Annotated in this window: 22 protein-coding genes; 11 read left to right on the forward strand and 11 right to left on the reverse strand. The window is 60.4% G+C overall.

The window, feature by feature from the left end; translation table 11 throughout:
* Window positions 1–104: 104 nt before the first annotated feature.
* The 7 genes from H145_RS21110 (at window position 105) to H145_RS0112015 (ending at window position 8,058) form a co-directional block, all read left to right on the forward strand.
* Window positions 105–1,994 (forward strand): hypothetical protein, encoded by a 1,890-nt coding sequence (locus H145_RS21110; protein WP_019948394.1) that lies wholly within the window; start codon window positions 105–107, stop codon window positions 1,992–1,994.
* Between the two features lie 408 nt (window positions 1,995–2,402).
* Window positions 2,403–3,014 (forward strand): YceI family protein, encoded by a 612-nt coding sequence (locus H145_RS21115; RefSeq protein ID WP_071595176.1) that lies wholly within the window; start codon window positions 2,403–2,405, stop codon window positions 3,012–3,014.
* Between the two features lie 37 nt (window positions 3,015–3,051).
* Window positions 3,052–3,495 carry a CHRD domain-containing protein gene (locus H145_RS0111995; protein WP_019948396.1) on the forward strand — a complete coding sequence of 148 codons (444 nt, stop codon included), beginning with the start codon at window positions 3,052–3,054 and terminating at the stop codon, window positions 3,493–3,495.
* Between the two features lie 129 nt (window positions 3,496–3,624).
* Complete coding sequence (locus H145_RS0112000) at window positions 3,625–5,472, forward strand: ABC transporter ATP-binding protein (protein ID WP_026351467.1); 1,848 nt, start codon at window positions 3,625–3,627, stop codon at window positions 5,470–5,472.
* A 132-nt stretch (window positions 5,473–5,604) separates the two neighbouring features.
* On the forward strand, window positions 5,605–6,045 hold the full coding sequence (locus H145_RS0112005) for a hypothetical protein (RefSeq protein WP_019948398.1): 441 nt from the start codon (window positions 5,605–5,607) through the stop codon (window positions 6,043–6,045).
* Between the two features lie 11 nt (window positions 6,046–6,056).
* Complete coding sequence (lpcA, locus tag H145_RS0112010; protein WP_019948399.1) at window positions 6,057–6,668, forward strand: D-sedoheptulose 7-phosphate isomerase; 612 nt, start codon at window positions 6,057–6,059, stop codon at window positions 6,666–6,668.
* 166 nt (window positions 6,669–6,834) lie between these two features.
* Window positions 6,835–8,058, forward strand: coding sequence for a glycosyltransferase family 4 protein (locus H145_RS0112015; RefSeq protein WP_019948400.1), 1,224 nt, complete (start codon window positions 6,835–6,837; stop codon window positions 8,056–8,058).
* A gap of 35 nt (window positions 8,059–8,093) precedes the next feature.
* On the opposite strand, the gene nth is transcribed toward H145_RS0112015, so the two are convergent.
* The 4 genes from nth to H145_RS0112035 form a co-directional block, all read right to left on the reverse strand.
* Entirely contained in the window at window positions 8,094–8,816 is a 723-nt protein-coding gene (gene nth, locus H145_RS0112020; protein ID WP_019948401.1) for an endonuclease III, read from the reverse strand.
* A 138-nt stretch (window positions 8,817–8,954) separates the two neighbouring features.
* Window positions 8,955–9,146 (reverse strand): hypothetical protein, encoded by a 192-nt coding sequence (locus H145_RS0112025; RefSeq protein ID WP_019948402.1) that lies wholly within the window; start codon window positions 9,144–9,146, stop codon window positions 8,955–8,957.
* Window positions 9,124–9,759: an RNA polymerase sigma factor gene (locus tag H145_RS0112030; RefSeq protein WP_019948403.1), complete on the reverse strand. Its 636-nt coding sequence runs from the start codon at window positions 9,757–9,759 to the stop codon at window positions 9,124–9,126. The genes H145_RS0112025 and H145_RS0112030 overlap by 23 nt, the downstream gene beginning before the upstream one ends.
* 360 nt (window positions 9,760–10,119) lie before the next feature.
* Window positions 10,120–10,701, reverse strand: a complete 582-nt coding sequence (locus H145_RS0112035; RefSeq protein WP_019948404.1) for a DUF6799 domain-containing protein — start codon at window positions 10,699–10,701, stop codon at window positions 10,120–10,122.
* Window positions 10,702–10,895: 194 nt separating this feature from the next.
* Between H145_RS0112035 and H145_RS0112040 the strand changes: the two genes are divergently transcribed.
* A complete protein-coding gene (locus H145_RS0112040) occupies window positions 10,896–12,176 on the forward strand; it encodes an MFS transporter (protein WP_019948405.1) in 1,281 nt (426 codons plus the stop codon).
* Window positions 12,177–12,328: 152 nt separating this feature from the next.
* Here H145_RS0112040 and H145_RS0112045 read toward each other — a convergent pair whose 3' ends face one another.
* From H145_RS0112045 to H145_RS23345, 7 genes are all read right to left on the reverse strand, one after another.
* Window positions 12,329–13,795 (reverse strand): alpha/beta hydrolase family protein, encoded by a 1,467-nt coding sequence (locus H145_RS0112045; protein WP_019948406.1) that lies wholly within the window; start codon window positions 13,793–13,795, stop codon window positions 12,329–12,331.
* 294 nt (window positions 13,796–14,089) lie between these two features.
* The gene (locus H145_RS0112050) at window positions 14,090–14,761 is read right to left on the reverse strand and encodes a hypothetical protein (RefSeq protein ID WP_019948407.1); all 672 of its coding nucleotides are present in this window, start codon (window positions 14,759–14,761) and stop codon (window positions 14,090–14,092) included.
* 582 nt (window positions 14,762–15,343) lie between these two features.
* Complete coding sequence (locus H145_RS23340; protein ID WP_205619315.1) at window positions 15,344–15,901, reverse strand: CbrC family protein; 558 nt, start codon at window positions 15,899–15,901, stop codon at window positions 15,344–15,346.
* Window positions 15,902–16,114: 213 nt separating this feature from the next.
* Entirely contained in the window at window positions 16,115–17,128 is a 1,014-nt protein-coding gene (locus tag H145_RS0112060) for a hypothetical protein (RefSeq protein WP_019948409.1), read from the reverse strand.
* Between the two features lie 141 nt (window positions 17,129–17,269).
* On the reverse strand, window positions 17,270–18,298 hold the full coding sequence (locus tag H145_RS0112065; protein WP_026351471.1) for a hypothetical protein: 1,029 nt from the start codon (window positions 18,296–18,298) through the stop codon (window positions 17,270–17,272).
* Window positions 18,299–18,432: 134 nt separating this feature from the next.
* Entirely contained in the window at window positions 18,433–19,104 is a 672-nt protein-coding gene (locus tag H145_RS0112070; RefSeq protein ID WP_019948411.1) for a hypothetical protein, read from the reverse strand.
* Window positions 19,105–19,262: 158 nt separating this feature from the next.
* On the reverse strand, window positions 19,263–20,879 hold the full coding sequence (locus H145_RS23345) for an ATP-dependent DNA helicase (protein WP_071595177.1): 1,617 nt from the start codon (window positions 20,877–20,879) through the stop codon (window positions 19,263–19,265).
* A 177-nt stretch (window positions 20,880–21,056) separates the two neighbouring features.
* Between H145_RS23345 and uvrA the strand changes: the two genes are divergently transcribed.
* The 3 genes from uvrA (at window position 21,057) to H145_RS22835 (ending at window position 25,288) form a co-directional block, all read left to right on the forward strand.
* Entirely contained in the window at window positions 21,057–23,924 is a 2,868-nt protein-coding gene (gene uvrA / locus H145_RS0112080) for an excinuclease ABC subunit UvrA (RefSeq protein WP_019948413.1), read from the forward strand.
* A 138-nt stretch (window positions 23,925–24,062) separates the two neighbouring features.
* Window positions 24,063–24,437, forward strand: a complete 375-nt coding sequence (locus H145_RS0112085) for a VOC family protein (RefSeq protein ID WP_019948414.1) — start codon at window positions 24,063–24,065, stop codon at window positions 24,435–24,437.
* Between the two features lie 44 nt (window positions 24,438–24,481).
* Window positions 24,482–25,288 (forward strand): hypothetical protein, encoded by an 807-nt coding sequence (locus tag H145_RS22835; protein ID WP_019948415.1) that lies wholly within the window; start codon window positions 24,482–24,484, stop codon window positions 25,286–25,288.
* The last annotated feature ends 35 nt before the right edge of the window (window positions 25,289–25,323 follow it).

Here is a 25,323-nt window from a genome sequence, read left to right on the forward strand (position 1 = left end):
GTGGCGTGCTTCAGGGTATCAGCTCGGTTGCTAAACCCGTTGCCCACCGAAACTCCGTAGTTTTGTTTCCCCGGCAGCCGCTCCCGATGCCGCGGGCTCTTCTTATGAAAAACACCTCCCTGCTGCTGGCCCTGGTGGCGCTGCTGGCGGCTCCGGCCGCTGCCCAGGATACGCCCACGCCGCCCGCCCGCCCCACCGACGGCCAGGGCAACTGGCTTATCTACGACCAGCCGCCCAAGCCCGCCGAGCCGCGCACCCCGGCCCTTGCCGAGCCCCAGCCCCAGCTAAGCCGCGGCACCAAAACCACGATGGGCACCACCTACGTGCCGCTCGATAACGACATTTACCGGCTCATCGACCGCTACGCCATTCTGCACGGGCCCGACGAGCTGGGCGAGCCCTACACGGCCGTGCGGCCCTACACCCGCGCGGCGGTGGCCCGGCTGGCCGAGCGCATGCTGGCCGACTCCAGCGCCGGCCTCTCGGCCCAGGACCGCTTCAATGCCCGCTACTTTCTGCGCGACAACTGGCACGATACCCGCCTCGATTCGGCCGTGAATACCCGGCCCGACCCGTTTCTGAACGTGCTTTACCAGCGCTACTCCGACCTGTACAGCGTGGAAACGCCCGACTTTTCGTTGCGCGTGAATCCGGTGGCGGGCCTGAGTCTGGGCAACAACGACGGGGCCAAGAGCTACTCCTTCCTCAATACCCGCGGCGTGCAGGTAGAGGGCACCATCGACCAGCGGCTGGGCTTCTACGCCTTTCTGGCCGACAACCAGATGGCCGTGCCGCAATATGTGCAGGAGCGCGTGGAGCGCGACCGGGCCGTGCCCCACGAGGGCTTCTGGAAGCCGTTCAAGACCACGCCCGGCCAGTACGACTTCCTCTCGGCCCGCGGCTACGTAACTTACGCCGCCGGCCGCCACGTAAGCCTGCAGCTGGGCCACGACCGCAACCAGATCGGCAACGGCTACCGCAGCCTCATTCTGTCGGACTACTCCTCGCCCTACCTGTTTCTGAAGGTGCAGACGCGGGTGTGGAAGTTCAAGTATCAGAACCTGTTCGCCCAGCTCATCACCGACCCCTCGGACAAGGACGCCGCCTACGACCGCAAGTTCCTGGCCATGCACCACCTGAGCCTCGACGTGCTGCCCAACCTGAACATCGGCGTGTTCGAGAGCATCCTGTCCAGCTCGCGGCGCACCGACTCGGTGGTGGTCAACGGCCGGATTCAGACCCAGCGGCGCAACACGTTCGAGCTGCAGTACCTGAACCCGATCATCTTTTACCGGGCCATTGAGCAGAGCGTGGGCTCGGCCGATGGCAACGCCCTGCTGGGCCTCGATTTTAAGTGGAACATCAAGAAGCGCGTGCAGGTGTATGGCCAGTTGGTGCTCGATGAGTTCGTGCTAGGCGAAATCCGGGCCGGCGACGGGTGGTGGGCCAACAAGCAGGCCGCCCAGCTGGGGGCCAAGTACATCAACGTGGCGGGCATCCGCAACTTCGATCTGCAGGGCGAGTTCAACTTCATCCGGCCCTTTACTTACCAGGCCATCGACAGGTACCGCGACTATCAGCACGCTGCCCAGCCGCTGGCCCACCCCATGGGCGCCAACCTGTGGGAGCTGATTGGCATTGCCAGCTACCAGCCCCTACCCCGCCTGCACGTGGTGGGCAAGGCTTTTCTGGTGAAGCAGGGCCTCGACCCGGTGGGCCAGAACTACGGCTCCAACGTGCTGCTGCCCTACACCACCCGCCCCGCCGAGTACGGCTTCAAAGTGGGCAGCGGCCTCACCTCCTATCTGCTGCACACCGACCTGACGGCCACTTACCAAGCCGCCCACAACCTGTTTCTCGACGGCAAGCTGGTGTACCGTCACCGCAGTTTCGCGGGCGATGCGCCCGCCCCGGCCTATTACACGGCCGACGGTGGCGCCCTGGCTTCGGTGGCTCTGCGCTGGAACATTGCCCAGCGCCTGCACGAGTTTTAAGCGGGTACTCAACGCATAACGGCGAAGGGGCCGGGACAGGATTTGCAGCCGCTGCAAGTCCTGTCCCGGCCCCTTCGCCGTTTGCGGCTCTTTGGGCATGGCGCCGCCCGGATTCGGTGCCGTTTTAACCGGGCGCCCGTGGGTAGCGGAGTTGCCGGATGCCGCAGAGCTGCTACGGTTTAGCTTGGCTGGTACTGGCGGCTGCCGCTTCGCGTTGCAGCCCTCTTTTTGACCGGCATTTTAAACCATTCATCGGCTCGTATTGCATTTTTAACTAATAAGAGAACTATTTCCAGAAATTGGATAACTGCTCCCGTATAGCCGTGTTCTTATTGCCTGTTTGCCCCTTCGATTTCAGCCCGGGCAACAGTTTCTCCCGCAATACCAGCCGTTCCTTCCATCCTGTTTATGACCCCACTCTTACTGCCGAAAGTATTGCGAATTCATGTAACGGCAGGCTTGCTACTAGCCGTACTGCTGCTGCACGGCGCCCTGGCCCCATCGGCGCAGGCGCAGGGCAAGTACATGACCCAGGAGGGCACGGCCAGCTTCTTCTCGACCAGCATCATCGAAGATATTGAGGCCACGACCAAGCAGGTATCGGCCATTTTCGACCTGCAGAGCGGGCAGCTGGCTTTCAGTATTCCGGTGAAGTCGTTTACGTTCAAGCGCACGCTGATGCAGGAGCACTTCAACGAGAACTACATGGAGTCCGACAAGCACCCCAAGGCCACGTTCCGGGGCCGCATTGTGGGTCTCGATATGGGCAAGCTCATCAAGGAGGGGCAGCGCGTATCGGTGGAGGGCGACATCACCATTCACGGGGTTACGCGCCGGCTCACGGTGCCGGGCTCACTCTCGTTTCATCAGGGCAGTTTGCTGGTGAATGCCTATTTCAGCGTTTCGCCGGCCGATTATGGCATTGAGATTCCGCGGCTGGTACGCGAGAACATTGCCCGCATTGTGGGCATCAAAGTCAACTTAATCTGCGAGCCGGTTGCCCAGCTTTCCGTCAAATAACCTTTAAAATCACGCTTCATTTTTCACTTTTTTCTTTATGAACAAGTTTACTTCCCTACTTCTTGCCCTGGGCGTAGTAGCCCTGGGGGCCTGCAACAACAACGACGACGATGACGTGACGCCGGCCAACCAGATGATGACCATCTCGGCCACGCTCGACGGCAAAACCGGGGTGCCGGCTACGCCCTCGGCCGCTACCGGCATGCTCACGGGCAGCTTCGACAAGAAGACCAACGTGCTCAAGTACAACGTAACCTACCAGGGCATGACGCCCACCATGGGCCACTTCCACTTCGGCAAGCCCGGCAAGAAGGGCAACGTTGCCGTGGGTTTCGACGACGTGAGCAAGTCGCCCATTACGGGCACGACTACGCTGCAGCAGGCCACCGCCGACAGCCTGATGGCCGGCCAGCTGTATGTGAACCTGCACAGCGACACGTACAAAAGCGGCGAAATCCGGGGCAACGTAACGGCCAAGTAAACCGCCGGCATCGGCCGCTCCGCCAGCCTGCTACAGCCCTCCGCGCCTTTGGTGCGGAGGGCTTTTTGCTGCCTGCCCGATAGCCCCCGGCCCGGCCCACGGCCCGAAACCCTACCTTTGCGGCTGCCCATGAAAACCTACCTCCGCATTCTGCAGTACGCCCGGCCCTGGCTGGCTTTTCTGCCGCAATACCTGCTTTATACGCTGCTGACCACGCTTTTCGGGCTGGCCAACTTCACGCTCATCATCCCGCTGCTGCAGGTGCTGTTCGAGAAAACCGACCAGGTACCCACCCAGGCGCCCACCCAGCTGCCCGCCTTTCACGTCAGCCTCGACTGGGTGAAGGACACGTTCAATTACTTTTTTGCCGACGTGCTGGCCACCCGGGGCACCATGGGCGCCCTCACGTTTGTGTGCATTATCGTGGTGGTATCGGTGCTGTGCAGCAACCTGTTCCGCTACCTGAGCTTGCGGCTGCTGGCCAAAGTGCGGGCCCGCGTGATCCGCAACCTGCGCCACGATCTGTACCGCCGCATTCTGCAGCTGCAGCTGGGCTATTTCGCCGGCGAGCGGAAGGGCGATTTGATGTCGCGCTTCACCTCCGACGTGCAGGAAGTGGAGTCATCGGTGGTGAATACCATGACGGCCGTTATTCAGGAGCCGCTCAAGATTATTGCCTTTTTTGTGGTGCTGTTCTATATGTCGGTGCCCCTGACGCTGTTTACCATGATTCTGCTGCCCATTTCGGGCATTCTGATTGCCGGCGTGGCCAAGCGCCTGCGCCGGCAGGCCCAGCTAAGCCAAAGCACGCTGGGCTCCATGCTGTCGGTGATTGACGAAACGCTGGGCGGCATCCGGGTGATAAAGGCTTTCAACGCCCAGGCCTACATCGAGGGCAAGTTTGAGGACCAGAACGACGCTTACGCCCGCACCTCGCGCCGCATCGACAACACCCGCGACCTGGCCTCGCCATTCTCCGAGTTTGCGGGCGTGGCCGTGGTGGCGGGCCTGCTATACTTCGGCGGCACGCTCATTCTGGGCGGCCAGTCGAACCTGACGGGCGAAACCTTTATTGGCTACGTGGTGCTGTTTTCGCAGGTGCTCACGCCGGCCAAGGCCCTGTCGTCGTCGTTTGGCAACATCCAGCGCGGGCTGGTGGCCGGCGAGCGGGTGCTGAGCATCATCGACACCGAGCCGCTGATTCGCGACCGGCCCGACGCGCAGGTGCTGCCCCCCTTCCAGGACCGCATCGAGCTGCGCAACCTGCGCTTCGGCTACGGCGAGGCCCTGGTGCTCGACGACATCAACCTGACCATTGCCAAGGGCAAAACGGTGGCGCTGGTGGGCCCCAGCGGCGGCGGCAAAAGCACGCTGGCCGACCTGCTGCCCCGTTTCTACGACGCCACCGGCGGCCAGCTGCTCATCGATGGGCTCGACGTGCGCGACTGCACCATCCACTCGGTGCGCGACCAAATGGGCATCGTCACGCAGGAAAGCATCCTGTTCAACGACACCATTTTCAACAACATCCGCTTCAACACCCAAGCCACCGAGGCCGAGGTGCTGGAGGCCGCCCGCATTGCCAACGCCCACGAGTTCATTATGGCCACGCCCGAGGGCTACCAGACGGTTATCGGCGACCGGGGCTCGCGCCTCTCGGGCGGGCAGCGCCAGCGCCTGAGCATCGCACGGGCCATTCTGCGCAACCCGCCCATCCTCATTCTCGATGAGGCCACCTCGGCCCTCGACACCGAGAGCGAGCAGCTGGTGCAGCAGGCCCTCACGCGGCTCATGCAAAACCGCACCAGCCTCGTGATTGCCCACCGCCTGAGCACCGTGCAGCACGCCGACGAAATTATTGTGCTGCAGCACGGCCGCATTGTGGAGCGCGGCACCCACGAGCAGCTGCTGCGCCAGTCGGGCGGCCTTTACCAGCGCCTGAGCACCCTGCAGGCTGCCAGCGGCGGGCTGGCCTGAGCACCGGCCGGGTTTGCCGGAAGCTGAACCTTGGAATTGCCCCTGCTTATTTGCAAAATGCTATATTTAGTCCGTCTATTCGTTTCGTCCGTATGAATAGACCGCCTTTTCCTTTTGCTTTACTTTGTTGATATGCTTGCTCTCAAACGTCTGGTTACCATTCTGGTCATGCTTTTCCTGGTGCTGGCGCTGCTGATTCTGTTGCTGCCCTCGGTGCAAACCAGCTTTGTGGGCATGGCCGGCTCGCCCGAAAGCCTGTATTACTCGCTGCTGGTGGCCGCCGTGGTGTTGCTGGGTTTGCACCTGCTCACCGAAAACCTCGACAGCACCCTGCTGCGCCGCGAAATGGCCGCTTCCGACCGCAAAATCAACGAGCTGAAGGCCCGCCTCTACGACCACCAGATGGAGCAGCAGCGCGCCGCCGAGCGCCCGCCCGTGTCGCCCCGCACCGGCGTTACCACCTACCCCGACCAGCCGCTGTATCCGCAGTCGGACCCCAGCCTGAGCAACGCGCCGCTGCAGCAGCCCACTACCATTATTCCGCCCGCCGACGGCAGCACCCGGCCGTTGTAAGCCCCGTTTTCGTGACTTCTCCCCTTTCGCTTACCGAACAAATTCGCGCCGAGCTGACCGAGGCCCAGACCGTGCTGGCGCAGTTCGTGCAGAACCCGGCCAACCTGGCCGCCATCGAGCAGGCCGCCCGCCTCATGGCCGATTCGTTGCGCCAGGGCGGCAAAATCCTGACCTGCGGCAACGGTGGCTCGCTCTGCGACGCCCAGCACTTCGCCGAGGAGCTCACCGGCCGCTACCGCCAGAACCGCCCCGCGCTGGCCGCCCTGGCCCTCACCGAAGCCTCGCACATGAGCTGCGTGGCCAATGATTTCGGCTACGAATACGTGTTCAGCCGCTACGTGGAAGCTCTGGGCCGGCCCGGCGACGTGCTGCTGGCCATCAGCACCAGCGGCAACTCGCCCAACATCCTGCGCGCCGCCGAAGCCGCCCGCACCGCCGGCATGCGCGTGGTCAGCCTCACGGGCAAAGACGGCGGCCAGCTCGCCGGCCTGAGCGACGTGGAAATCCGCCCGCCCCACACCGGCTACGCCGACCGCATCCAGGAAATCCACATCAAGGCCATCCACATCCTGATTCTGCTGATTGAGCAGCTGGTGAGCGGGGGTGATGGGGTGATGGGGTAAAAAAGAACTGTCATTCTGAGCGGAGCGAAGAATCTCGCGGGCAATGGTAACCCTGTCGTCAGGAATTACTGTGGCACGCGAGATTCTTCGCTTCGCTCTGAATGACGTTCTTTTGTGCGCACGAAAGCTAACAGCCAGCGGCTATCAGCTAACAGCTCCGGAAAGAATGCACATTGCCGTTTTCAGCCAGTACCACACCAACCCCGATTGTCCGGCTACCAGCCGGCACTACTCCCTGCTGGCCCGGCTGGCCCAAACGCACCGCATCACGCTCATCAGCACCCGCACCTGGGAGCCCCAGCGCCTGACCCACGAGTTTCCCTGGGTGCCCGAGGGTGTGGAGCTGCACGCCGCCGATATTGCCTACGAGAACCGCATGGGCGTGGCCCGGCGCGGGCTGGCCTTCGCGCAGTACGCGGCCTACGCCCTGCGCGAAGGCATGCGCATAGCTAAGCCCGATGTTATCTGGGGCATCAGTACGCCGCTTACCGCTGCCTGGGCTGCCGCGCAGGTAGCCCGGTGGCGGCGGGTGCCGTGGGTGTTCGAGGTGCAGGATTTGTGGCCCGAATTCCCGATTGCCATGGGCGCCGTGCCCAACCCACTGGCCCGCCGCGCCCTCTACGGCCTCGAAGGCCGGCTATACCAGCAGGCCCACAGCATCGTCACGCTTTCGCCCGGTATGAGCCGGCACGTGCGCCACATCGGCGAAGCGGCCGGCTCGCGCTGGCCTTTCGAGGCGGCCAAAGTGCACACCAGCCTCAACGGCACCGATCTGGAACTGGCCGCCCGCGCCACCGAGGCGGCTGTAGCCGCGCTACGCCGCGAGCAGCAGCTGGAGGGCAAACGCGTGGTTTTGTACGCCGGTACCTTCGGGCGGGCCAATGCCATTCCGCTGCTGCTGGCCGCTGCCGAGGCGCTGGCCGCTACCCACCCCAATGTGGTCTGGCTGTTTATGGGGTTGGGCTTTTATGCCGATGAGCTGGCCGCCGCCGCCCGTCGCACGCCCACCATTCGAGTGGTGCCGCCGCAACCGCGCCACGCGGTGTTCAGCTGGTTTCGATTGGCAGAAGTGTCGGTGGCGCCGTTCCTGGGCCTGCCGGTGCTCGACTCCAACTCGCCGGCCAAGTTCTACGATAGCCTCGCCGTGGGCACCCCGGTCGTCGTCACCAATCCCGGCTGGACGCGGGAGCTACTGGAGCGCCACGGCTGCGGCTGGTACTCGCCCGCCGACGATGCCCCGGCGCTGGCTAAGCTGCTGGCACAGTTGCTCGCCGAGCCGGCCCGGTTGCGGGAGGCGGGTGCCCGGGGCCAGGCGCTGGCCGTGGCCGAATTTGACCGCCAGCAAATTGGTCAGACGATGCAACGAATTCTGGAGCAGGCTGCTGTCTGATAAAGCAATTCTATTTACTTTCTAGGACTACTTATTTACTTTGTTGTGCCCGAGCCCTTATCAATGTTGCCTTTACGCGCTTTAGGAGCTGGTTTAGCCGGAACGATTGCCTGCTTACTCACCACGTCGGCGTAGTACTTGCACCAGCTGGTGAGCGGACACTGCGCGCATTTGGGCTGGCGGGCCACGCAGATGTAGCGGCCGTGCAGAATTAGCCAGTGATGGGCCTTGGGGATGAGCTCTTCGGGGATGTGGCGCACCAGTTCCTTCTCTACCGCCAGCGGGGTGGTGGCCGTTTTGGGCACCAGCCCCAGCCGGTGCGACACCCGGAAAACGTGCGTATCGACGGCCATGGCCGGCTGGTTGTACACCACCGACACGACGACGTTGGCCGTTTTGCGGCCCACGCCTGGCAGCCGCTGCAGCTCCTCAATGGTGCCGGGCACCTCGCCCCCGAACTCCTGCGCCAGCATGCGGCCCAGGCCGGCCAGGTGCTTGGCCTTGTTGTTGGGATAGGAAATACTGCGGATGAACGGGAAAATTTCCTCGGCTGAGGCCGCCGCCAGATGCGCGGGCGTCGGGAACTGCGCCAGCAGCGCGGGCGTCACCAAGTTCACGCGCTTGTCGGTGCACTGGGCGCTGAGCACCACGGCCACAATCAGCTCGTAGGGGTTGGCGAAGGCCAGCTCGGTTTCCGGCTCCGGGAAGTGCGTGGTGAAGTAGTCGATGAAGTGGCGGTACCGCTCGGCTTTGCGCATGGGGCAACATTACGAAGAAACCCCAATACCTCCGCCCCTATCAAGCCCCAATAGTTAAAAACCCTTAAACCCGAAAAGCCGCGCCGCCGCCCATTCGGGCAGCAGCGCGGCAGAGGCCGGCCGGTAGCAGACGGGCACTTACTTCAGCCGCGGAAACGTGCGGGAGTAGTGCAGAATATTCTGGGTGGTGCGCTCCGAGGGTGCGGTGCGCAGGTCGTCGAGGCTGCGCTGGGCCAATAGCAGGTCGGCGCAGGTGGTGGCCAGCTCGGGGTCGTGGAGCAGGGCCTGTTCTACTTCGCGCTGCTCCTCAGCCGGTAACTCGTTGTACACGTACCGGAGCAGGGTGTCTTGGGTAAAGGTTTGAATCATCGAATACGGGTTGTGCGGCCATTTTTTTCCGCAGGTTGATGAGCGCATAGCGCATCCGCCCCAGCGCAGTGTTAATGCTGACCCCCGTTGCATCGGCAATTTCCTGGAAGCTCATATCGCCGTAGTGGCGCATGAGCAACACCTCCTTTTGCGCGGCGGGCAGCTCCTGAATCAGGCCCCGCAGCCGCTCGTGGGTTTCTTCCCGCGTGAGCATGGCCTCGGTTCCCTCTTCTGCCAACGACAACGAATTGAAGGGGTGAGTTGTTGTGTCGAGCGACACCATTGGGCTGCGTTTTTCGCGCCGGAAGGCGTCGATGGCCATATTGTGGGCAATCCGGCAGATCCAGGAAGAAAATTTACCCTCCTCGTTGTAGCGCCCGCTCTTCAGCGTATGAATGGCCTTGATGAAGGTATCCTGCAGCAGGTCTTCGGCCGTGTCGGGGTCGCGCACTATCAGCTGGATAGTGGTGAACACGCGGGCTTTGTGCCGCTCCAGCAGTTGGGCGAAGGCGCTTTCCTGACCAGCAATGTAGAGGGAAATGAGCGCGGAATCGCTCGGCTGCATGGTATCCATAAGAACTATGGGATTGATAAAGACTACGAGAAAAACTAAAACGTAGAGCTTTAAACCATAGAGCGCAGCTGGGGTAATGGAGGCCGGGTGAAGGGTCAATGAAGAACCGGCAGAAATCAAATGTAAAGAACCGCCCAGCCATTCACAACGGCGCGCCGCCGAAAATGCCAAAATATTTTTCCGCCCACCGATAATACCGTATCGCCCGCCCCCCATATTCCAACGCCAGGCCGGCAACAGCCGGGCCACTTCCAGCCAACATACTCTGGCCGCGGGCCGGGCACAAACGCCGCTTGCGGACCTCACTCCAGCACGAAGCGAGGCCCGCAAGCCGGGTAAAGCATACTTCCGGCCGCGGCCTCAGCGACTCAGCTGGGTGCTCAGGTCCTGGATTTCCCTGGCCAGCCCGGCGCTTGGGGTGGTGCCGGCGGCCAGGGCGGCGGCGCGCTGCTCCAGCAGCGCCGTGAGCTGCTGCAGCTGCGCGAAGCGGCTGGCGGTGCGCTCCAGCTGTGGTACCAGCGCGGCCAGGTTGGCGGCAGCCGGAACGCTGATGGTGGTAGTGCTGCCGCCGGTGGCGGCCTTGTCGGCGCGGGCAATGGCGGCGGGCGTGAGCATGTCGTCGCGCAGCAGCACCACGTTGCCCTCCATCGTCACGGCCTGCCCGTTCTGCAGAATCTGGCGCGTTACGCCGTTGCGCACCAGGCGGCCGTCGGGGCGCAGCTCCGTGCCGTTGCCGAGGCGCAGGGTTTCGCTGAGGCGGGTTTGCTGGCCGCCGAGCAGCTGGTAGGTTTGGCCCCCGCGGCGAAAGGCGCCGTCTTTGAGCTGGGCCGCGGCCGGGTACGCCTCGGGCGCGGTTTGGGCCTGCACCGGGGCCACAAGGCCGGGAGCGAGCAGCAGACCGGCCGCCAGCAGCAGGGGCGAAAGAATAGCAGATTTCAGCATAGAAAAAACGTTAATTCCCCCCTCAACGAAGCCGGGCCGCCGGAAGATACGGCGCCGGGTATATTTCGGGTTGCGCCCCACCGGCCGGGGCGACGCCGCACTTGGTTCGGCCTCCCCGCCGTCCGTTTCGGCTTTCCTGCAACCCGGCGCGGCGCGTACCTTTGCGCGCCGCCTGTTCTGCGGCCGTTTGCCCTATGCCCACCCCTGCCGCCGGCGCCGCCCGGCACGACCCCTACGCCGCGCTGCGGCTGCCCGATTTCCGCCGCTACCTGCTGGCCCGCATCAGCCTCACGCTGGCCACCCGCATCATGGGCCTGGTGATTGGCTGGCAGATTTTCAAGCTCACCAACGACCCGCTGGCCCTGGGTTTGATTGGCCTGGCCGAGGCCGTGCCCAGCATCGGCGTGTCGTTGTACGCCGGGCACGTGGCCGACTCGGTGAACCGCAAAAACATCATTGTAGCCACCGTGGGCGGGCTGCTGCTGTGCGCTACGGCCCTGTGGCTGCTGGCCTCGCCGGCCGGTTTGCAGCTGCTGGCCCGCGACGCCTTCTACACGCTGCCGCTCTACGGCGTGATTTTCGTGAGCGGCATTGCCCGCGGGTTTATGGGGCCGGCCACGTTCTCGTTTATGCCCCAGCTGCTGCCCGACCGCGAGCATCTGGCCAACGCCATCACCTGGAACAGCACCACCTGGCAGGCCGCCTCGGTGCTGGGCCCCGCCATTGGGGGCTACCTGATTGCTCACCTGGGCATTGCCAACGCCTACCTCACGGCCACCGGGCTGCTGGTGGTGGCACTGGGGCTGTTTGCCAGCATTGCCCCGCGGCCGCTGCCCGCGCCGGTGGGCGCCAAAGAAGACCTCAAGACCAGCGTGCTCAGCGGCATCCGCTTTATCTGGGGCAACCAGCTGATTCTGGCCGCTATTTCGCTCGATTTGTTTGCCGTGCTCTTTGGCGGGGCCGTGGCGCTGCTGCCCATTTTCGCGGTCGATATTCTGAAAGTGGGCGCCGCCGGCCTGGGCCATCTGGAGGCCGCCCCGGCCGTGGGTTCGGTGCTCACGGCCACGCTGCTCACCTACTTCCCGCTGTATCGGCATGCCGGGCGCAAGCTGCTGTGGGCCGTAGCCGGCTTCGGGGTGGCCACCATCGGCTTCGCGCTGTCTACTAATATCTGGCTTTCGCTGGGGCTGCTCTTTCTCACCGGCGTCTTCGATTCAGTGTCCGTCATTGTGCGCTCCACGCTGCTGCACACCTTCACGCCCGAGCACATCAAGGGCCGCGTGTCGGCCGTGAACAACATCTTCATCGGTTCCTCCAACGAAATCGGCTCCTTTGAATCGGGGGCGGTGGCCAAGCTGATGGGCACGGTGGCCTCGGTAGTGTTCGGCGGCACCATGACCATCGTGGTCGTGGGCCTGACGGCGCTCAAAGCCAACAAGCTCCGCCAGCTGGATTTGACGCCGGTGAAGGAGTGATTGGGTGAGGGGGCAACCCGCCTGTCATCCTGAGCGCAGCGAAGGACCTATACAGAAGGTAATGCCTTTTGATGTTAGCCTCTATATAGGCCCTTCGCAAGCTCAGGATGACAGTTCCTCTTACCTCCTCACCAAATCCCCCAATCACTCCTTCACCGGCTCACCTTCCCCCCGCTGCCGCCGCTTTTTACCAGCTGCTTTTTGGGTGCCTGGCCGGGGCCGGTGACGACGGGCTGGGGGTGCTCGGTTTTGCGGAACACCCACTCCCGGATTTCGTCCAAGGCGCGGGGCGAGAACACGGGCTGCGGCTCGCCATTGACCACCGGCCAGGCCTTGCGCTCGGGCTGAAACCAGTGGTTGACGCCCGCCAGGCGCAGGGCCGTAACGGGGCTGTTTTTGAGGCCCTTTTTCAGGGGGGGCAGGTTCTGGCTCGTGCCCACCTGCAAATCGTCGGTGCCGCCGAGCAGCAGCACGGGGCACTTCACGGCGGGCAGGGCGCGCAGCGGGTCGAAGTCGAGGAAGTAGCGCGACCAGGGCGAGGTAAGCTGCACGGCGCGGGCGCGGGCCATGTGGGGGTCGAGGTCGGTGTTGTGGTAGCGCAGCAGGGCCGCCACCTTGCCGCGGGCCTGGTTGTCGTTGGGCGTCTGCCGGATAATGCCAATCATTTCCTTATTCAAAGCCAGCGCGGCCTTCACCTGGGCCGGCGTCGAGCCAATCAGGCGCATAATTTCCAGCTGCTGCCGCTGAATAATGTCGCGGCCCGGCACGCCGTAGGCCGCCAGCGCCACCACGAAGGCCGGGGCCGCCGGAGCGGGCTCGGCCGCCGCCAGCAGCGCCACGTTGGCCCCTTCGCCGTGGCCCAGCAGGCCCAGGTAGCGCGGGTCGAGCAGCGGGCGGGTGCGCAGGTAGCGCAGCGCCGCCTGCGCATCGGTTACCACGTCGGCGGTGGTGGTGTTGAAGTGGCTGCCCTGCGACTTGCCAACGCCCCGGTCATCAAAGCGGAGCACGGCAATGCCGCGGCGGGTAAGGTTGTCGGCCAGCGAGCCGAACAGGCGGTAGTCCTGCTCGGTCACGTCGCGGTCGTGGGGGCCCGAGTCGGAGAGCAGCACCACGGCCGGAAACGGGCCGGGCCCGGCGGGCGTGGTCAGGGTACCGGCCAGCCGCAGCTGGGCTTCCTTGTTATAGAAGCTGACCTCCTCTTCGCGGTAGGGCGGCGTGAGGCGGGCCTTGCCGGCCACCACGGCGGGCTTGGGCGCTTCGAGGCGGGTCAGGGTGAGGGGCGCTTTCAGGCCCGGCTGGCTCCAGGTGCCCTGCAGGGTGGCGCCGTTCTTCCCGATTTTGCCCACGAAGCGGCTACCCGCCTGCTCGATGCTCACCGTAATATCGAGGCCCTTCACGGTGGCCGTGGCCGGCATGCGGCTGATGCGCTGCTGGGGCGCGTCGAGGGCCGCGTAGTAGCTGCCGCCCGCCAGCGGCACGATGGTGAGGATGAGTTTCAGCTCGCCGCCGGGCACCTTCAGCGGGCCGGCCCACTGGCCATTTAGTTTGGGCGGTTCGGCAGCCCAAAGCGGGCTGCTCACCAAGCTTAACAGCAGAAAAAACAGTAGCAGCTTCTTCATATAGTCAAATTTGATAATGGTTTTCTTTACTCTGGAGGAAGACAGAGAATGAAATTATTAAATTTGACGCAAAACCGCCAGCCCAAGTTGTCCCACCCCCGGCCAAAGCGCCCCAGCGCGCTGCCGACGCCCAAAAAAACCCCACGAACCACCTGCCCCCCCGCCACGCCCGTCCCGGGCCGCCTGCCGACTACCCGCACCGGCCCGGCCCCCCCGCCGCACCCGCCCCGGCTTACGCACAACGGCCCGGCCGGCGGGCTGCCGACCGGGCCGAAGCCTTCCTACTCCCGAACCCTACGCCGCGTCGGCCGCTACGCCGGGGTTCACCACGTACTCGGCGGCTTTGGCGGCATCCGTCAGGCGCCAGTAGGCTTCGCCGGCGGCGCATAGCTGCACCAGCTGCCGGTACAGCCCGTTGGCAAACCGGATGCGGGCCTGCGTGGCCCCGGCGCGGGTACTCTCGGCCTCGCGGCGGTCGGCCAGAAACTCCACAAAGGCCGCGTTCTGGGCGTCGATAGCGGCCAACATGGCCTCGGTGAGGCCCACGCCCGCGTACTCGGGCAGGTAGCGCCGGCCCTGCTTGGTGAGCATAGTGGCCCCCAGGTGCAGCTTGGCATCCGACATGGCCGTGATGCTGCTGGCCCCAAACCGCTTGTAGCGGGCCGAGCGCGGGTCGTCCTGGCTGGCAATAATGCCCAGCACCTGCTGCATGGCCGTTTCCAGCGCAATGCGCACGGCGTCTTTGTCCTCGGTTACGGTTACGCCCTGCTGCTGCATCACCGTGTCGGGGTCCATGTCGCCAAACTCGGCGGTGTCGGCCTTGAATTGGGCGATGCGCGCGGGCGTTACGCCGCGCGGGGCCAGCAGGGCCGCGTCGCGGTCGAGGGCGGGTTGCAGGTCGAGGCAGCGCTGCCAGAGCGCAGCCTGGGAAAAAGGGTACTCGGCAATGGGGTCTTTGGCAAGCATGAGCACTCAACGGTTAGGGTGGAAACGAAGCGCGCCGACGCCAACCCGGCCCCGACCAGCCGATAAGCTACTACACCTCAACCGTTTCCGCAACAAGCTCAACCAGAATATTTTCCAAGCTGCCCCTACGCCTGCCTGCGGGCACCTATGGGCCGCCCGCCCGGCCCCCAGCCCCCACGCAGGCAACCAAAGCCGCTCCGCAAGAGACCAAACACCCCGCGCAGGCAACCCAAGAAGGTGCGCAAGCAACCAAAGGCCCCGCGCAGGCAACCGAAGCCCTTGCGCAAGCACCCGAAGCTCTTTCGCAGGCAACCGAAGAGGATTCTCAAGCAACCGAAGAAGATTCTCAAGCTATTTCCGCTGCTTCAGCCGCCCGTGCCGGGGCTTGGGGCGGGGCAGCAGGCGTTTTGGGCGGGGCGGGCGCGGCGTAGGGAGCTAACGTTTCGGGGCTTTGCGATGGTGGGGCAATCGAAGCGCAAATCTTCAATTTTGCACAAAAGTTCAATCGAAGAAATACCGTTGAACTTTGCAGTTTCGCCCCACTATTGCAAAACCCTTGTTGGTGGCAGTATTTTTATTCATTTAGTCACAATCAACGTGAAGTCGGTGTTGGTAACAGTTTACACATTGAAACAAATAGCCAACTAAACTTCCGTCTTTTGTTAAACTACTTTTTATAAAATCAGGGTCATAGCCATTATTTTCAATATCGTCATTTAATTCTTCCATTAGAGGCTCTATCGTATTTGTGTCAGCATACCCAACAAAAGCACAAGGTTCGTTACAATGTGTTAGCCAAACTTCTTGTTGCCAACTTGTATAACTTGGCGTTCTTTCACTTGCTTGTAATAAAAGTTCTTTTTCAATATTCTCTGAATTTTCTATTCCTTCATAATCATTGAACTCTCCCTCGTATTTTTCCGATGCTTTTCCGTCTGCGATGCACCAAGGACAAATATATTCGGGTTCGTCAACGCTATAAAATGAACTTGTATATTTGATATGTCTTTTTTCATTGCAGACAGAACAGGTTCCTTCTACATTTTCGAAAATGTCAAGTTCGAATGCGTTAGGACTGTATTTAAATTTCGGTAATTCCATTTTTTCTATTTTTAAGGTCTGTTCGGTTAATATTGCCATCAACATTCCGATTGCCGCGACTGCCTATAGCGTAAACCCGGCCTCTGTACGCAAGATAGTAGCGGCAACCGTACCAACGGTAGACTGCTTGCCGCTACTGGGGCGCCGGGCCGTAGTGGCGGCAAGCGGCCGGAGCTTCGGCGGCTTACCAAAACGCCCGTACCGACAGCGAGGCGGGTACGGGCGTAGGAAGCGCTGGCAAACGACCAGGGTTTAGCTCTGGGGCTTGTTGAGCAGGAAGCCGATGGTGAAGTTGGCGTCCCAGTCGAAGACGAACTGCTGGCATCCTGACGCCTCCTGCACGGCCTGGTAGATGTTCTGGCCGGCCTTGGACTTGGCGTTGTCGAACTGGTAGGCCGTGGGGGCTTTGAGGGTGGTGTAGCGCTCCTTGTCCTGGCGCACTTCCTTGGCCATCTCGAAGGGCACGCCCCCCACGATGAAGCAGGTATTGCGCAGGCCGGCCGGCACCTGGGCCATTTTGGTTTTCACGTCGGCCGCCACGGTGGCGTCGTCGGTGCCGTTCTGGAAGTACTTGGCGCCGTAGGTTTCCACCGATTTGGGCGCGCCGTTTTCCAGCCACGAGATTTTGGTGTTGCCCGAACCGATGTCCACCACGAAGGCTTTATCGGCGTAGGCGGGGGGCAGCACCGAGCGCAAAGCCAGCACGCCTTCCTGCTCGGGCGTTACGGTGTTCACCACGTAGCCCAACGATTTGAGGGCGTTGATAATCTTCTGGGTGCCGCTGGCCTTCTGGGCGCCCGAGCTGACCACGAACTGAATGTCGCGCCCGGCCACGCCGAAGTCGAGCATCTTGGCAATGTAGTTTTTCAGGCCCGCCCGGATATCGGCATCCGAAGCCATGTTCTCGATGGCCAGGCTGGCCCCAAACTCCGACTTCTCCAGCTTCCAGTTCTTGTTGCCATCGATGCGCACAATAAACGAGTTGAAGCCGCTGGCCCCCAGCTCCACCACGCCTTTGAGCTTGCCATTGACGGGCGCGGGCGGCGTGTAGGTGAAGGCAGTCGGCGTCGTAGTGCCCGTGGTGGCCGGGCCGTTGGGCGCCTGCCCGGCATCGGCCAGGCCGGGTTCGCCGGGCATGGAGGGGCTGGTAGTGGTGGTGGTAGCGGGCAGCAGCTTGTCGCCCATGAAGTAGCGGAAGCCGAAGTAGGCGGCGGCCAGAATGGCTAGTGTGATGATGAGCCGGCCGGCCAGCGTGAGTCGTTGCATAGGAGAGGGAGGTTAGGGATGGAGAGTTGAGCAGGGGGTGTAGAGACGCGACCCATCGCGTCTCGGCGTTGAACGGCCAATGCCAGAACGACCAACGTCAGCAACGCCGAGACGCGATGGGTCGCGTCTTTACATCGTTCGTTATTCCAGTAGGTTGCGGTAGCCGGCGTCTTTGGCGGGGGGCGGGGTGCCGGGCTGGGCAATGAAGACGGGGGCGGCCGGGGCGGCGTCGGGGGTTACAAACTTGAACTCGCCCTGGTTGTAGGCCTTCAGCAGGGCCTCGCCTTTGTCGGAGAGGATGCCGTTCTGCACGTCCACCGAGTTGATAAAGTCCATCGACAGGTCCATGGCGCGCTTCATCTCGCCCAGCTTCTGGCTCATGTCGTCCTGGATGTACTCCATCGACTCGTCGAAGTAGAACTTCTTGTCGGGGTCGCCCTTGAAGATGCTGACGGCCGTGCGCAGCGCGTTGGAGCTTTCCTTCACCAGCTTGTACTCCACTTCCTTGAGGCGCACCTTGATTTCGGTTTCCTTGATGATGTAGTCGGCGCTCTGGTTGACCTTTTCCATGAAGGCCAGCACCTGCTGAATGTTGCGCTGCAGCGGCAGCAGCTTGTTGTTCATCTCCTGGAGGCCCGCCCCCTCGATGGTGGCCAGCGAGGCGGTTTCCTTCATGCCGGGCCGCTCCAGCATGGTACCGGCCTTGTTGGCCTCGGCAAATTTCTGCTTGATTTCGGCGTTGTTCTCGTTGATTTTCTTGTTCAGTTTCACCAGCTGCCCGGCCAGCGTATCAATCTGGCCCTGCATCTTCCGGCGCTTCTGCCGCAAATCATCCACGTAGATTTTGAGGATGGCAATGGGGTTGAGCTGCACGACCAGCCCCACGATTTTGCGCATCAGCGTCTTGAACAAAAAGAACACGGCCGTGCGCACGTCGCGGCTGGTAAGCAGGAACACCACCACGCCCAGCGCTGCCAGCAGCAGCGCCAGATGCAGGGTGTTGGAGGCTACTTCAATCAGAAACAGCACAATCTGGTTGAAGTAAATCAGGCCCGCGCCCAGCAGGCCCGCCAGCACCACGAGGCCAAAAATACCTTCGGGCCGCGACCAGAACGAGCGTTTTTCCACGTCGGTACCGCCACCTAGTTGCGAGAAGTCGGGAGTTGCCATAGCGGGAGAGTGTTGGGGGTGAGGTGTTGAACGATGTAGAGACGCACTATTTTGCGTCTCGTCGTTGCTGACATTGGTTGTTGTGCTGCTAGCCGTTCAACGACGAGACGCAATTATGCGTCTCTACAGCGGTTCTACGTCAGATGCTGCCTTATACGGGCAATGTCGTCCTGGATTTGCCGGGTGAAGTGCTCGTGGGTGGCTTCGTAGTTGCGGCGGCTTTGGCTGAGCTTGTCGGTTTGCAGGTCTATCTCGCCGCTGATGGAGGCGAGGCGGGCAGTGTTGGCTTCTATTTTCTGCTGGATTTCGGCCAGCTGCTTGGTCAGGGCCTCGTTGTCGGCCTGGCGCTGCTGCTGCTCCTGCTGCAGGCCGCCCACGCGCTCGGCAATGGTGGCATCCACGCTCTTGGTGAACCCGGCGCGGTCGTCGTTGAGCACGTTCAGGTACTGGTTGGCCGTGCTCACGAGCTGGTTCACATCGGCCGAGCCGCCCAGGGCTTTGAAGCTGGCCCAGGCCGCCTGAAACTGCTTGTGCTCACTCAAATCCAGGCTGCTCAGGCCCCGCAGCGCGTCGCGGAACTCGAAGTAGTCGGGCCCCGGCAGGTTGTGCTTCACCAGCACATCGGCCAGGTGCTCCGAAAACCGCAAATCAACCGAGCCGGGCTGCTGGTAAACAGGCGCGGGTGAACTGCCCGCCGCGGTAGCCGGGGCCGCGGCGCCGGCCGCAGGCGCCCCGGCCGGCGCGGGCGCATCCTTGATGAAGAAGCCGAGGATTTTGTGGCCGAGCGATTTGTCTGGTTCAGGCATGAGCAGCGGGCGTAATAGTGCAACAGCACAATGTTACGGGTTTGTAGGGGTTCAGACAATAGATTCATATTCAGTCACATACATCAATCATTTATATGGCGTTATTTTTTAATAAAAAAATAACGCCATCAACCTGCTACATTATTTATGTCCCTTACTTAGGCAAAAACTTTATATAAAGATATGGCAAGAGTTAAGAGCAATGCTAATATCATCATTTTTTGTTTTTTGATTTTACTCGTTATCTCTAATACTTGTAACTTTAAATCTTCATTTTCTTTATAGAAAGACATAATAGTACTTTCTTTTGACTTGATGCTTTGCCTGAGAATTAATATCTCATTATTGAGTTGCTTTAACTGGCTACTCAACTCAATATTTAAAGGCTCAAGAGTATTCAAAGAAGTCCTCATACCCTTTACTATATCTTCAAATTTTTCTCTATTCATCACTTCAGGGTTTTTTGAGTTGAAGTATTCTTTTATTCTTTCATCAACTTTGATGTCTCTACTATTGATTTTAGTTTTCAACGTAATTCCTTCGAAAGAACGACATCTACTCAGTGCAACATATGTTTGCCCGGTTGCAAATGCACCGTTACCCATATCAATTACAACTTTATCAAAAGTCTGACCTTGACTTTTATGTATTGTAACAGCCCAGGCAAGTTTTATTGGGAATTGCGTGAAAGTTCCAATTATACTCTTTTCTATTTTTTCTTCCTCTATATTCCATACATAATCATAATTCTCCCATATTTCTTTTTGAATATCATATATCTGGTTATCTGTATCAATTTTTGCTTTTATTGAATTTTGACTTATTGACACTATCTTTCCTAAACTGCCGTTAACCCACCTTTTTTCCTTATCATTTTTAATAAACATTATCTGCGAGCCTTCGCACAATTGCAGAAACCTTTCGGCTGGCAGCTTATCTGGATTCTGTTCTTTCAGGAATGTTCCTGTTGACAATGCCTGAAATTGATACTGTTCACTAGGTAGCTTTTGAAGTTCCTTTTGATTTGTTTGTCTTACAATATCGTTAGTCGTGGCCAGTATTATTTCAAGCCTTTTACTTTCTGATATATAGTTCGGATTATACCTTTGATTTAAAAAGGTCAAATCCTCATATCTAACATAATTTTCTCTTATTACATTTAACAACTTTACAAACACTTCATCTTTTTGCCTATAGACTTTTTGTAATTCTATAATATGATATTTTATTTCATTTTCCAGTGCTTTAGCACTGAAGAAATATGGCGTTCTATAATTTGAGTTTATAATGTTTACCTCTTCAACCTTTCTGTTATCAAGAACCGGGGGTAATTGGAATAAATCTCCTATTAGTAGTAATTGTTTTCCTGCGAAGGGAATATTTATTCTCAAATTTCTTCTTAAAGCCAAATCTATAGCATTCATCAAATCGCATCTTACCATTGATATCTCATCAATAATAATTAAATCAAGCTTTTCTAATAGCTCCGCTTTCTTTGGCAATATTGATATGTCTTTATCAAAGGGCAGATAAGGGCGCGGTTCCAACTGAAAAAACGAATGTATAGTTTGTCCCCCAACATTTAGTGCGGCAATTCCAGTTGGTGCAAGAATAATATAATTCTTTTTGGTACATTTTATAATTTTTTTCAAAAGCGTTGATTTACCTGTACCAGCTTTTCCAGTCAAAAAAATCGATTGGTCGGTATAATTAATTAGATTAATTACATCCTGTGCCTCTGGATTATCTATATACTCTTCTAGTAATTCCTTCATTAATTCAAGTGGTTTATCTCAGGCTTACAGCTACCATTTCTTCCAATCGGAAGCAACTTCGTCAATATATCTTTAATCCGCAATCTATCGGCTCATCCGCCCCCGCCGTACCTTCGTCCCCACCCCAAACCGCGCCCCGCCGAAACCAAATCCGGGCGGCTCGTTGTTACTGCTCCTATGGCCGACAATTCCGCACTGCAACTCGCCGCCCCCGCGGCCGACCCGATTGACCAGCTCGACCCGCGCGAGTTCATCCTGATTAAGAACGCGCGGGTTCATAACCTTAAAAACCTGAGCGTGGCCCTGCCGCGCAACCAGTTCATCGTCGTCACGGGCTTGTCGGGCTCGGGCAAGAGCAGCCTAGCCTTCGATACACTGTACGCCGAGGGGCAGCGCATGTACGTGGAGAGCCTGAGCTCCTACGCCCGGCAGTTTCTGGGCCGCATGGATAAGCCCGACGTGGACTACATCCGGGGCATTTCGCCGGCCATTGCCATCGAGCAGAAGGTGAGCATCAAGAACAACCGCTCTACCGTCGGCACCAGCACCGAAATCTACGATTACCTTAAGCTGCTGTTTGCGCGGGTGGGCCGCACCTACTCGCCCGTCAGCGGCGAGCTGGTGAAGAAGGACAACGTGGCCGACGTGGTGGACGACCTCATGCGCCTGCCCGCCGATACGCGGGTAATGCTGCTGGCTCCGCTGTTGCCATCTGATGATGGACGCCCCATGCGCAAGGAGCTGGATTTGCTGCTCCAGAAAGGCTACAGCCGGGTGGTAGTAAACGGCGACACGGCCTTCATCGAAGACCTGCTCGCCGAAGGCCAGCCCGAGCTTCAGGGAGAGATATTCATCATGATTGACCGCGCCGTTATTATCCCCGGCAATGAGGACCTGGCTTTCCGTCTGGCCGATTCGGTGCAAACGGCTTTTTTCGAGGGTCACGGCAGCCTGATTGCTAACTGCCAACTGCCGGCGGCCACTGAAGGCGAGCAGCCGCAACTCATTGAAAAGACTTTCTCGGATAAATTCGAGCTGGATGGGCTGGCGTTTGAGGAGCCGAGCGTGAACTTCTTCTCCTTCAACAACCCCTACGGCGCCTGCCAGACCTGCGAGGGGTTTGGGTCGGTGCTGGGGATTGACGAGGATTTGGTGATTCCCGACAAGAGCCTGACGGTGTACGAGGGAGCCATTGCACCCTGGCGCACCGACAAGCAGAGCGAGTGGCTCAAGCCGCTCATCAAGAACGGCATCCGCTTCGATTTCCCGATTCATCGGCCTTACAACGAGCTGAGCGAGGCTGAGCGCGCCGTGCTCTGGACGGGCAACAAGTACTTCGACGGGCTGGACGACTACTTTAAGTGGGTGAGCACCCAGACCCATAAAATCCAGTACCGGGTGCTGCAAAGCCGCTACCGGGGCCGCACCACCTGCCCCGACTGCCGTGGCAGCCGCCTGCGCAAGGATGCCCAGTACGTCAAAATCGAGGGCCGGAGCATCACCGATTTGGTGCTGCTGCCGGTGAGCGAGGCGCTGACCTTCTTCGAGGGCCTGAACCTGCCCGAGCACGAGGCCAAGGTGGCCGAGCGGCTGGTGACGGAAATCACGAACCGGCTGGGCTACCTCGACCGGGTGGGCCTGGGCTACCTCACGCTTAACCGCCTCAGCAGCACGCTGAGTGGCGGCGAGAGCCAGCGCATTTCGCTGGCCACTTCGCTGGGTTCGGCGCTGGTGGGCTCGATGTATATTCTCGATGAGCCCTCGATTGGCCTGCACCCCAAGGATGCCGAGCAGCTGATTGGCGTGCTGCGCTCGTTGCAGCAGCTGGGCAACACCGTGATTGTGGTGGAGCACGAGGACAAGATGATGGAGCAGGCCGACCAGATTATCGACATCGGCCCCGAGGCCGGCAGCGGCGGCGGCATCCTGCAGTTCCAGGGCACCTACGCCGAAGTGCTGGCCTCCGACACCTACACCGGGCAGTACCTGAGTGGCCGCCGCGAAGTGCCCGTGCCCAAGCACCGCCGCCCCTGGCGCAACGCCCTGGAGCTGACGGGGGCCCGCGAGAACAACCTGAAGAACGTGAGCGTGAAGTTTCCGCTCAACGTGATGACGGTGGTCACGGGCGTGTCGGGTTCGGGCAAAAGCACGCTCGTCAAACGCATACTGGCCCCGGCGCTGCTCAAGCAGCTTGGCGGCGGCGCGGGCGAAAGCACCGGCAAGTTCGACCGCCTCACCGGGGCCGCCGGGCAGGTAACGCACGTCGAGTTCGTCGACCAGAACCCGATTGGCAAGAGCAGCCGCTCGAACCCGGTTACCTACGTGAAGGCCTACGACGCCATCCGCAGCCTGTTCGCCGACCAGCCGCTGGCCAAGGCCCGCGGGTTCAAGCCTTCGCACTTCAGCTTCAATGTAGAAGGGGGGCGCTGCGAGGTGTGCCAGGGCGAGGGCCAGGTGAAAATCGAAATGCAGTTTATGGCCGACATCTTCCTGACCTGCGAGGCCTGCGAGGGCCGCAAGTTCAAGCAGGACGTGCTGGATGTGCAGTACCAGGGCCTGAGCATCAACGACGTGCTGGAGCTGACCATCGAAGACAGCCTGGACTTCTTCAAGGACCAGCCCAAAATCATTGAGCGCCTCAAGCCGCTGGACGACGTGGGCCTGGGGTATATCCGGCTGGGACAGTCGGCCAATACGCTGAGCGGCGGCGAGGCCCAGCGCGTGAAGCTGGCCTCATTCCTGACCAAGGGCAACACGCTGCAGAACGATAAAATCCTGTTCATCTTCGACGAGCCCAGCACCGGCCTACACTTCCACGATATCAACAAGCTCATGCTGGCCCTCAACGCGCTGGTCGAGCAGGGCAACTCAGTGCTCATCATCGAGCACAACATGGACATCATCAAGTGCGCCGACTGGCTCATCGACCTCGGCCCCGAGGGCGGCCTGAACGGCGGCCACCTGCTGTTCGAGGGCACACCCGAGCAGTTTGTCAAGCTCAAGGACACCAACTCCACGGCGCGGTTCCTGGCCGAGAAGCTTTAATCACAGATGTTGCAGATGAGGGGATAACGCAGATGTGTGCGTTGATTCTCTGTCTCTGAAGCACGGAAATCGAGTTAAATCAACCTCTGGGCATAAATCCAGGACGAATCTGCGCTATCCTTTTCATCTGCAACATCTGTGATTCTCAGCCAAGTAACCGTGCCTGCGCTGGACGTGGCCAAATCAGTAGCGTTTTACCAGCAGTTGGGCTTACGGTTACTTGTGGATGCCTGCCCTCGCTATGCCCGGCTGGAGTGCCCTGATGGCGACGCTACGTTCTCGATTCATGCGGTGCCGAAGCTGCCTGAGGGGCCGGGCGTAACGGTTTACTTTGAGGAGGAACAGCTGGATGAGTGGGTAACGGAGTTGCAGCAGCGCGGCATCAGTTTCGAGCAGTTACCTATCGACCAAAGCTGGCTTTGGCGCGAAGCCCGGTTGCGGGACCCAGCCGGTAATCAGCTCGTCCTGTTCTATGGCGGCGACAACCGGAAGAATCCGCCTTGGCGTGTGTAAGGTAGTTTTGGGGAAGTTCGGCCGGTTTTGCGGTTCTTCGCTGCATGAATACCGCTGCTTCTACTCCCGCTACTTCCGATACCCCAGCCCCGACCGGCCGCGGCTGGCGCTGGGCCGCCACTGCCGCTACGGTGGGCAACATTGCGCTCAATTACGTCTCGCAGGCCTACCCGTTCAACGGGCAGACTAACGGCCAGGTGTCGGGCAAGTACCCCACGCCGGTTACGCCGGCCGGCTACGCCTTTAGCATCTGGGGCTTGATTTTTCTGAGTTTGCTGGCGTATTCGGTGTGGCAGCTGCTGCCGGCCCAGCGCCGCAACCCGCTGCCCGATTTGCTGGCCCGGCCGCTGGTGCTGGCCAACGTGCTGACGGGCGGGTGGCTGGTGGTTTTCGCCTATGAGCTGCTACCGTTGAGTGCGGTGGTGATGGTGGGCATTCTGGCAGCGCTGGCCCTGGCCTACGGGCGGTTGCGGCGGCAGGCCCGATTGGAGCCGGCCACGGTGCCGTGGTGGGTGAACCTGCCGTTCGGGCTGTACCTGGGCTGGATTTCGGTGGCGCTGGTGGTCAATACCTCGGTGGCGCTGGGGCAGCTTTGGCAGCCGGGGCCAGCTAAGGGCGTGGAGTGGGGCATTATCCTGATGGGTATTGTGGCCGGTCTGGCCCTGAACATAACCGGCCGGTTCCGGGAGCTTGCTTACCCAACCGCCGTTACCTGGGGTCTGGTGGGCATCTGGGTGGCCCGCAACGGTGCGCCCGACACGCAGTTTCTGGCCGGCGCTGCGCTGCTGGCTGCCGCCGTGGTGGCCGTTGGGGCGTTGGGGCTGGTGTGGGCGGCACGGGGTGCCCGATAGAACGGCGTAACTTGCGCACCTAACCCCCACCCCAA

Origin of the sequence: Hymenobacter aerophilus DSM 13606, from assembly GCF_000382225.1 — a bacterium.
In the GTDB taxonomy this organism is placed as follows: Bacteria; Bacteroidota; Bacteroidia; order Cytophagales; family Hymenobacteraceae; genus Hymenobacter; species Hymenobacter aerophilus.

What these genes read in the sequence shown, in the direction of transcription:
- H145_RS0112030 (WP_019948403.1), bottom strand. Translation starts at nt 9,759, where the DNA reads ATGGATACCATGCAGCCGAGCGATTCCGCGCTCATTTCCCTCTACATT.
- H145_RS0112045 (WP_019948406.1), bottom strand. Translation starts at nt 13,795, where the DNA reads ATGAAGAAGCTGCTACTGTTTTTTCTGCTGTTAAGCTTGGTGAGCAGC.
- H145_RS22835 (WP_019948415.1), top strand. Translation starts at nt 24,482, where the DNA reads ATGAATACCGCTGCTTCTACTCCCGCTACTTCCGATACCCCAGCCCCG.
- H145_RS0112065 (WP_026351471.1), bottom strand. Translation starts at nt 18,298, where the DNA reads ATGGCAACTCCCGACTTCTCGCAACTAGGTGGCGGTACCGACGTGGAA.
- H145_RS23340 (WP_205619315.1), bottom strand. Translation starts at nt 15,901, where the DNA reads ATGGCAATATTAACCGAACAGACCTTAAAAATAGAAAAAATGGAATTA.
- H145_RS21115 (WP_071595176.1), top strand. Translation starts at nt 2,403, where the DNA reads ATGACCCCACTCTTACTGCCGAAAGTATTGCGAATTCATGTAACGGCA.
- H145_RS0112050 (WP_019948407.1), bottom strand. Translation starts at nt 14,761, where the DNA reads ATGCTTGCCAAAGACCCCATTGCCGAGTACCCTTTTTCCCAGGCTGCG.
- uvrA (WP_019948413.1), top strand. Translation starts at nt 21,057, where the DNA reads ATGGCCGACAATTCCGCACTGCAACTCGCCGCCCCCGCGGCCGACCCG.
- H145_RS0112000 (WP_026351467.1), top strand. Translation starts at nt 3,625, where the DNA reads ATGAAAACCTACCTCCGCATTCTGCAGTACGCCCGGCCCTGGCTGGCT.
- nth (WP_019948401.1), bottom strand. Translation starts at nt 8,816, where the DNA reads ATGCGCAAAGCCGAGCGGTACCGCCACTTCATCGACTACTTCACCACG.
- H145_RS0112005 (WP_019948398.1), top strand. Translation starts at nt 5,605, where the DNA reads ATGCTTGCTCTCAAACGTCTGGTTACCATTCTGGTCATGCTTTTCCTG.
- H145_RS0111995 (WP_019948396.1), top strand. Translation starts at nt 3,052, where the DNA reads ATGAACAAGTTTACTTCCCTACTTCTTGCCCTGGGCGTAGTAGCCCTG.
- H145_RS0112015 (WP_019948400.1), top strand. Translation starts at nt 6,835, where the DNA reads ATGCACATTGCCGTTTTCAGCCAGTACCACACCAACCCCGATTGTCCG.
- H145_RS0112060 (WP_019948409.1), bottom strand. Translation starts at nt 17,128, where the DNA reads ATGCAACGACTCACGCTGGCCGGCCGGCTCATCATCACACTAGCCATT.
- H145_RS0112070 (WP_019948411.1), bottom strand. Translation starts at nt 19,104, where the DNA reads ATGCCTGAACCAGACAAATCGCTCGGCCACAAAATCCTCGGCTTCTTC.
- H145_RS0112035 (WP_019948404.1), bottom strand. Translation starts at nt 10,701, where the DNA reads ATGCTGAAATCTGCTATTCTTTCGCCCCTGCTGCTGGCGGCCGGTCTG.
- H145_RS21110 (WP_019948394.1), top strand. Translation starts at nt 105, where the DNA reads ATGAAAAACACCTCCCTGCTGCTGGCCCTGGTGGCGCTGCTGGCGGCT.
- H145_RS0112040 (WP_019948405.1), top strand. Translation starts at nt 10,896, where the DNA reads ATGCCCACCCCTGCCGCCGGCGCCGCCCGGCACGACCCCTACGCCGCG.
- H145_RS23345 (WP_071595177.1), bottom strand. Translation starts at nt 20,879, where the DNA reads ATGAAGGAATTACTAGAAGAGTATATAGATAATCCAGAGGCACAGGAT.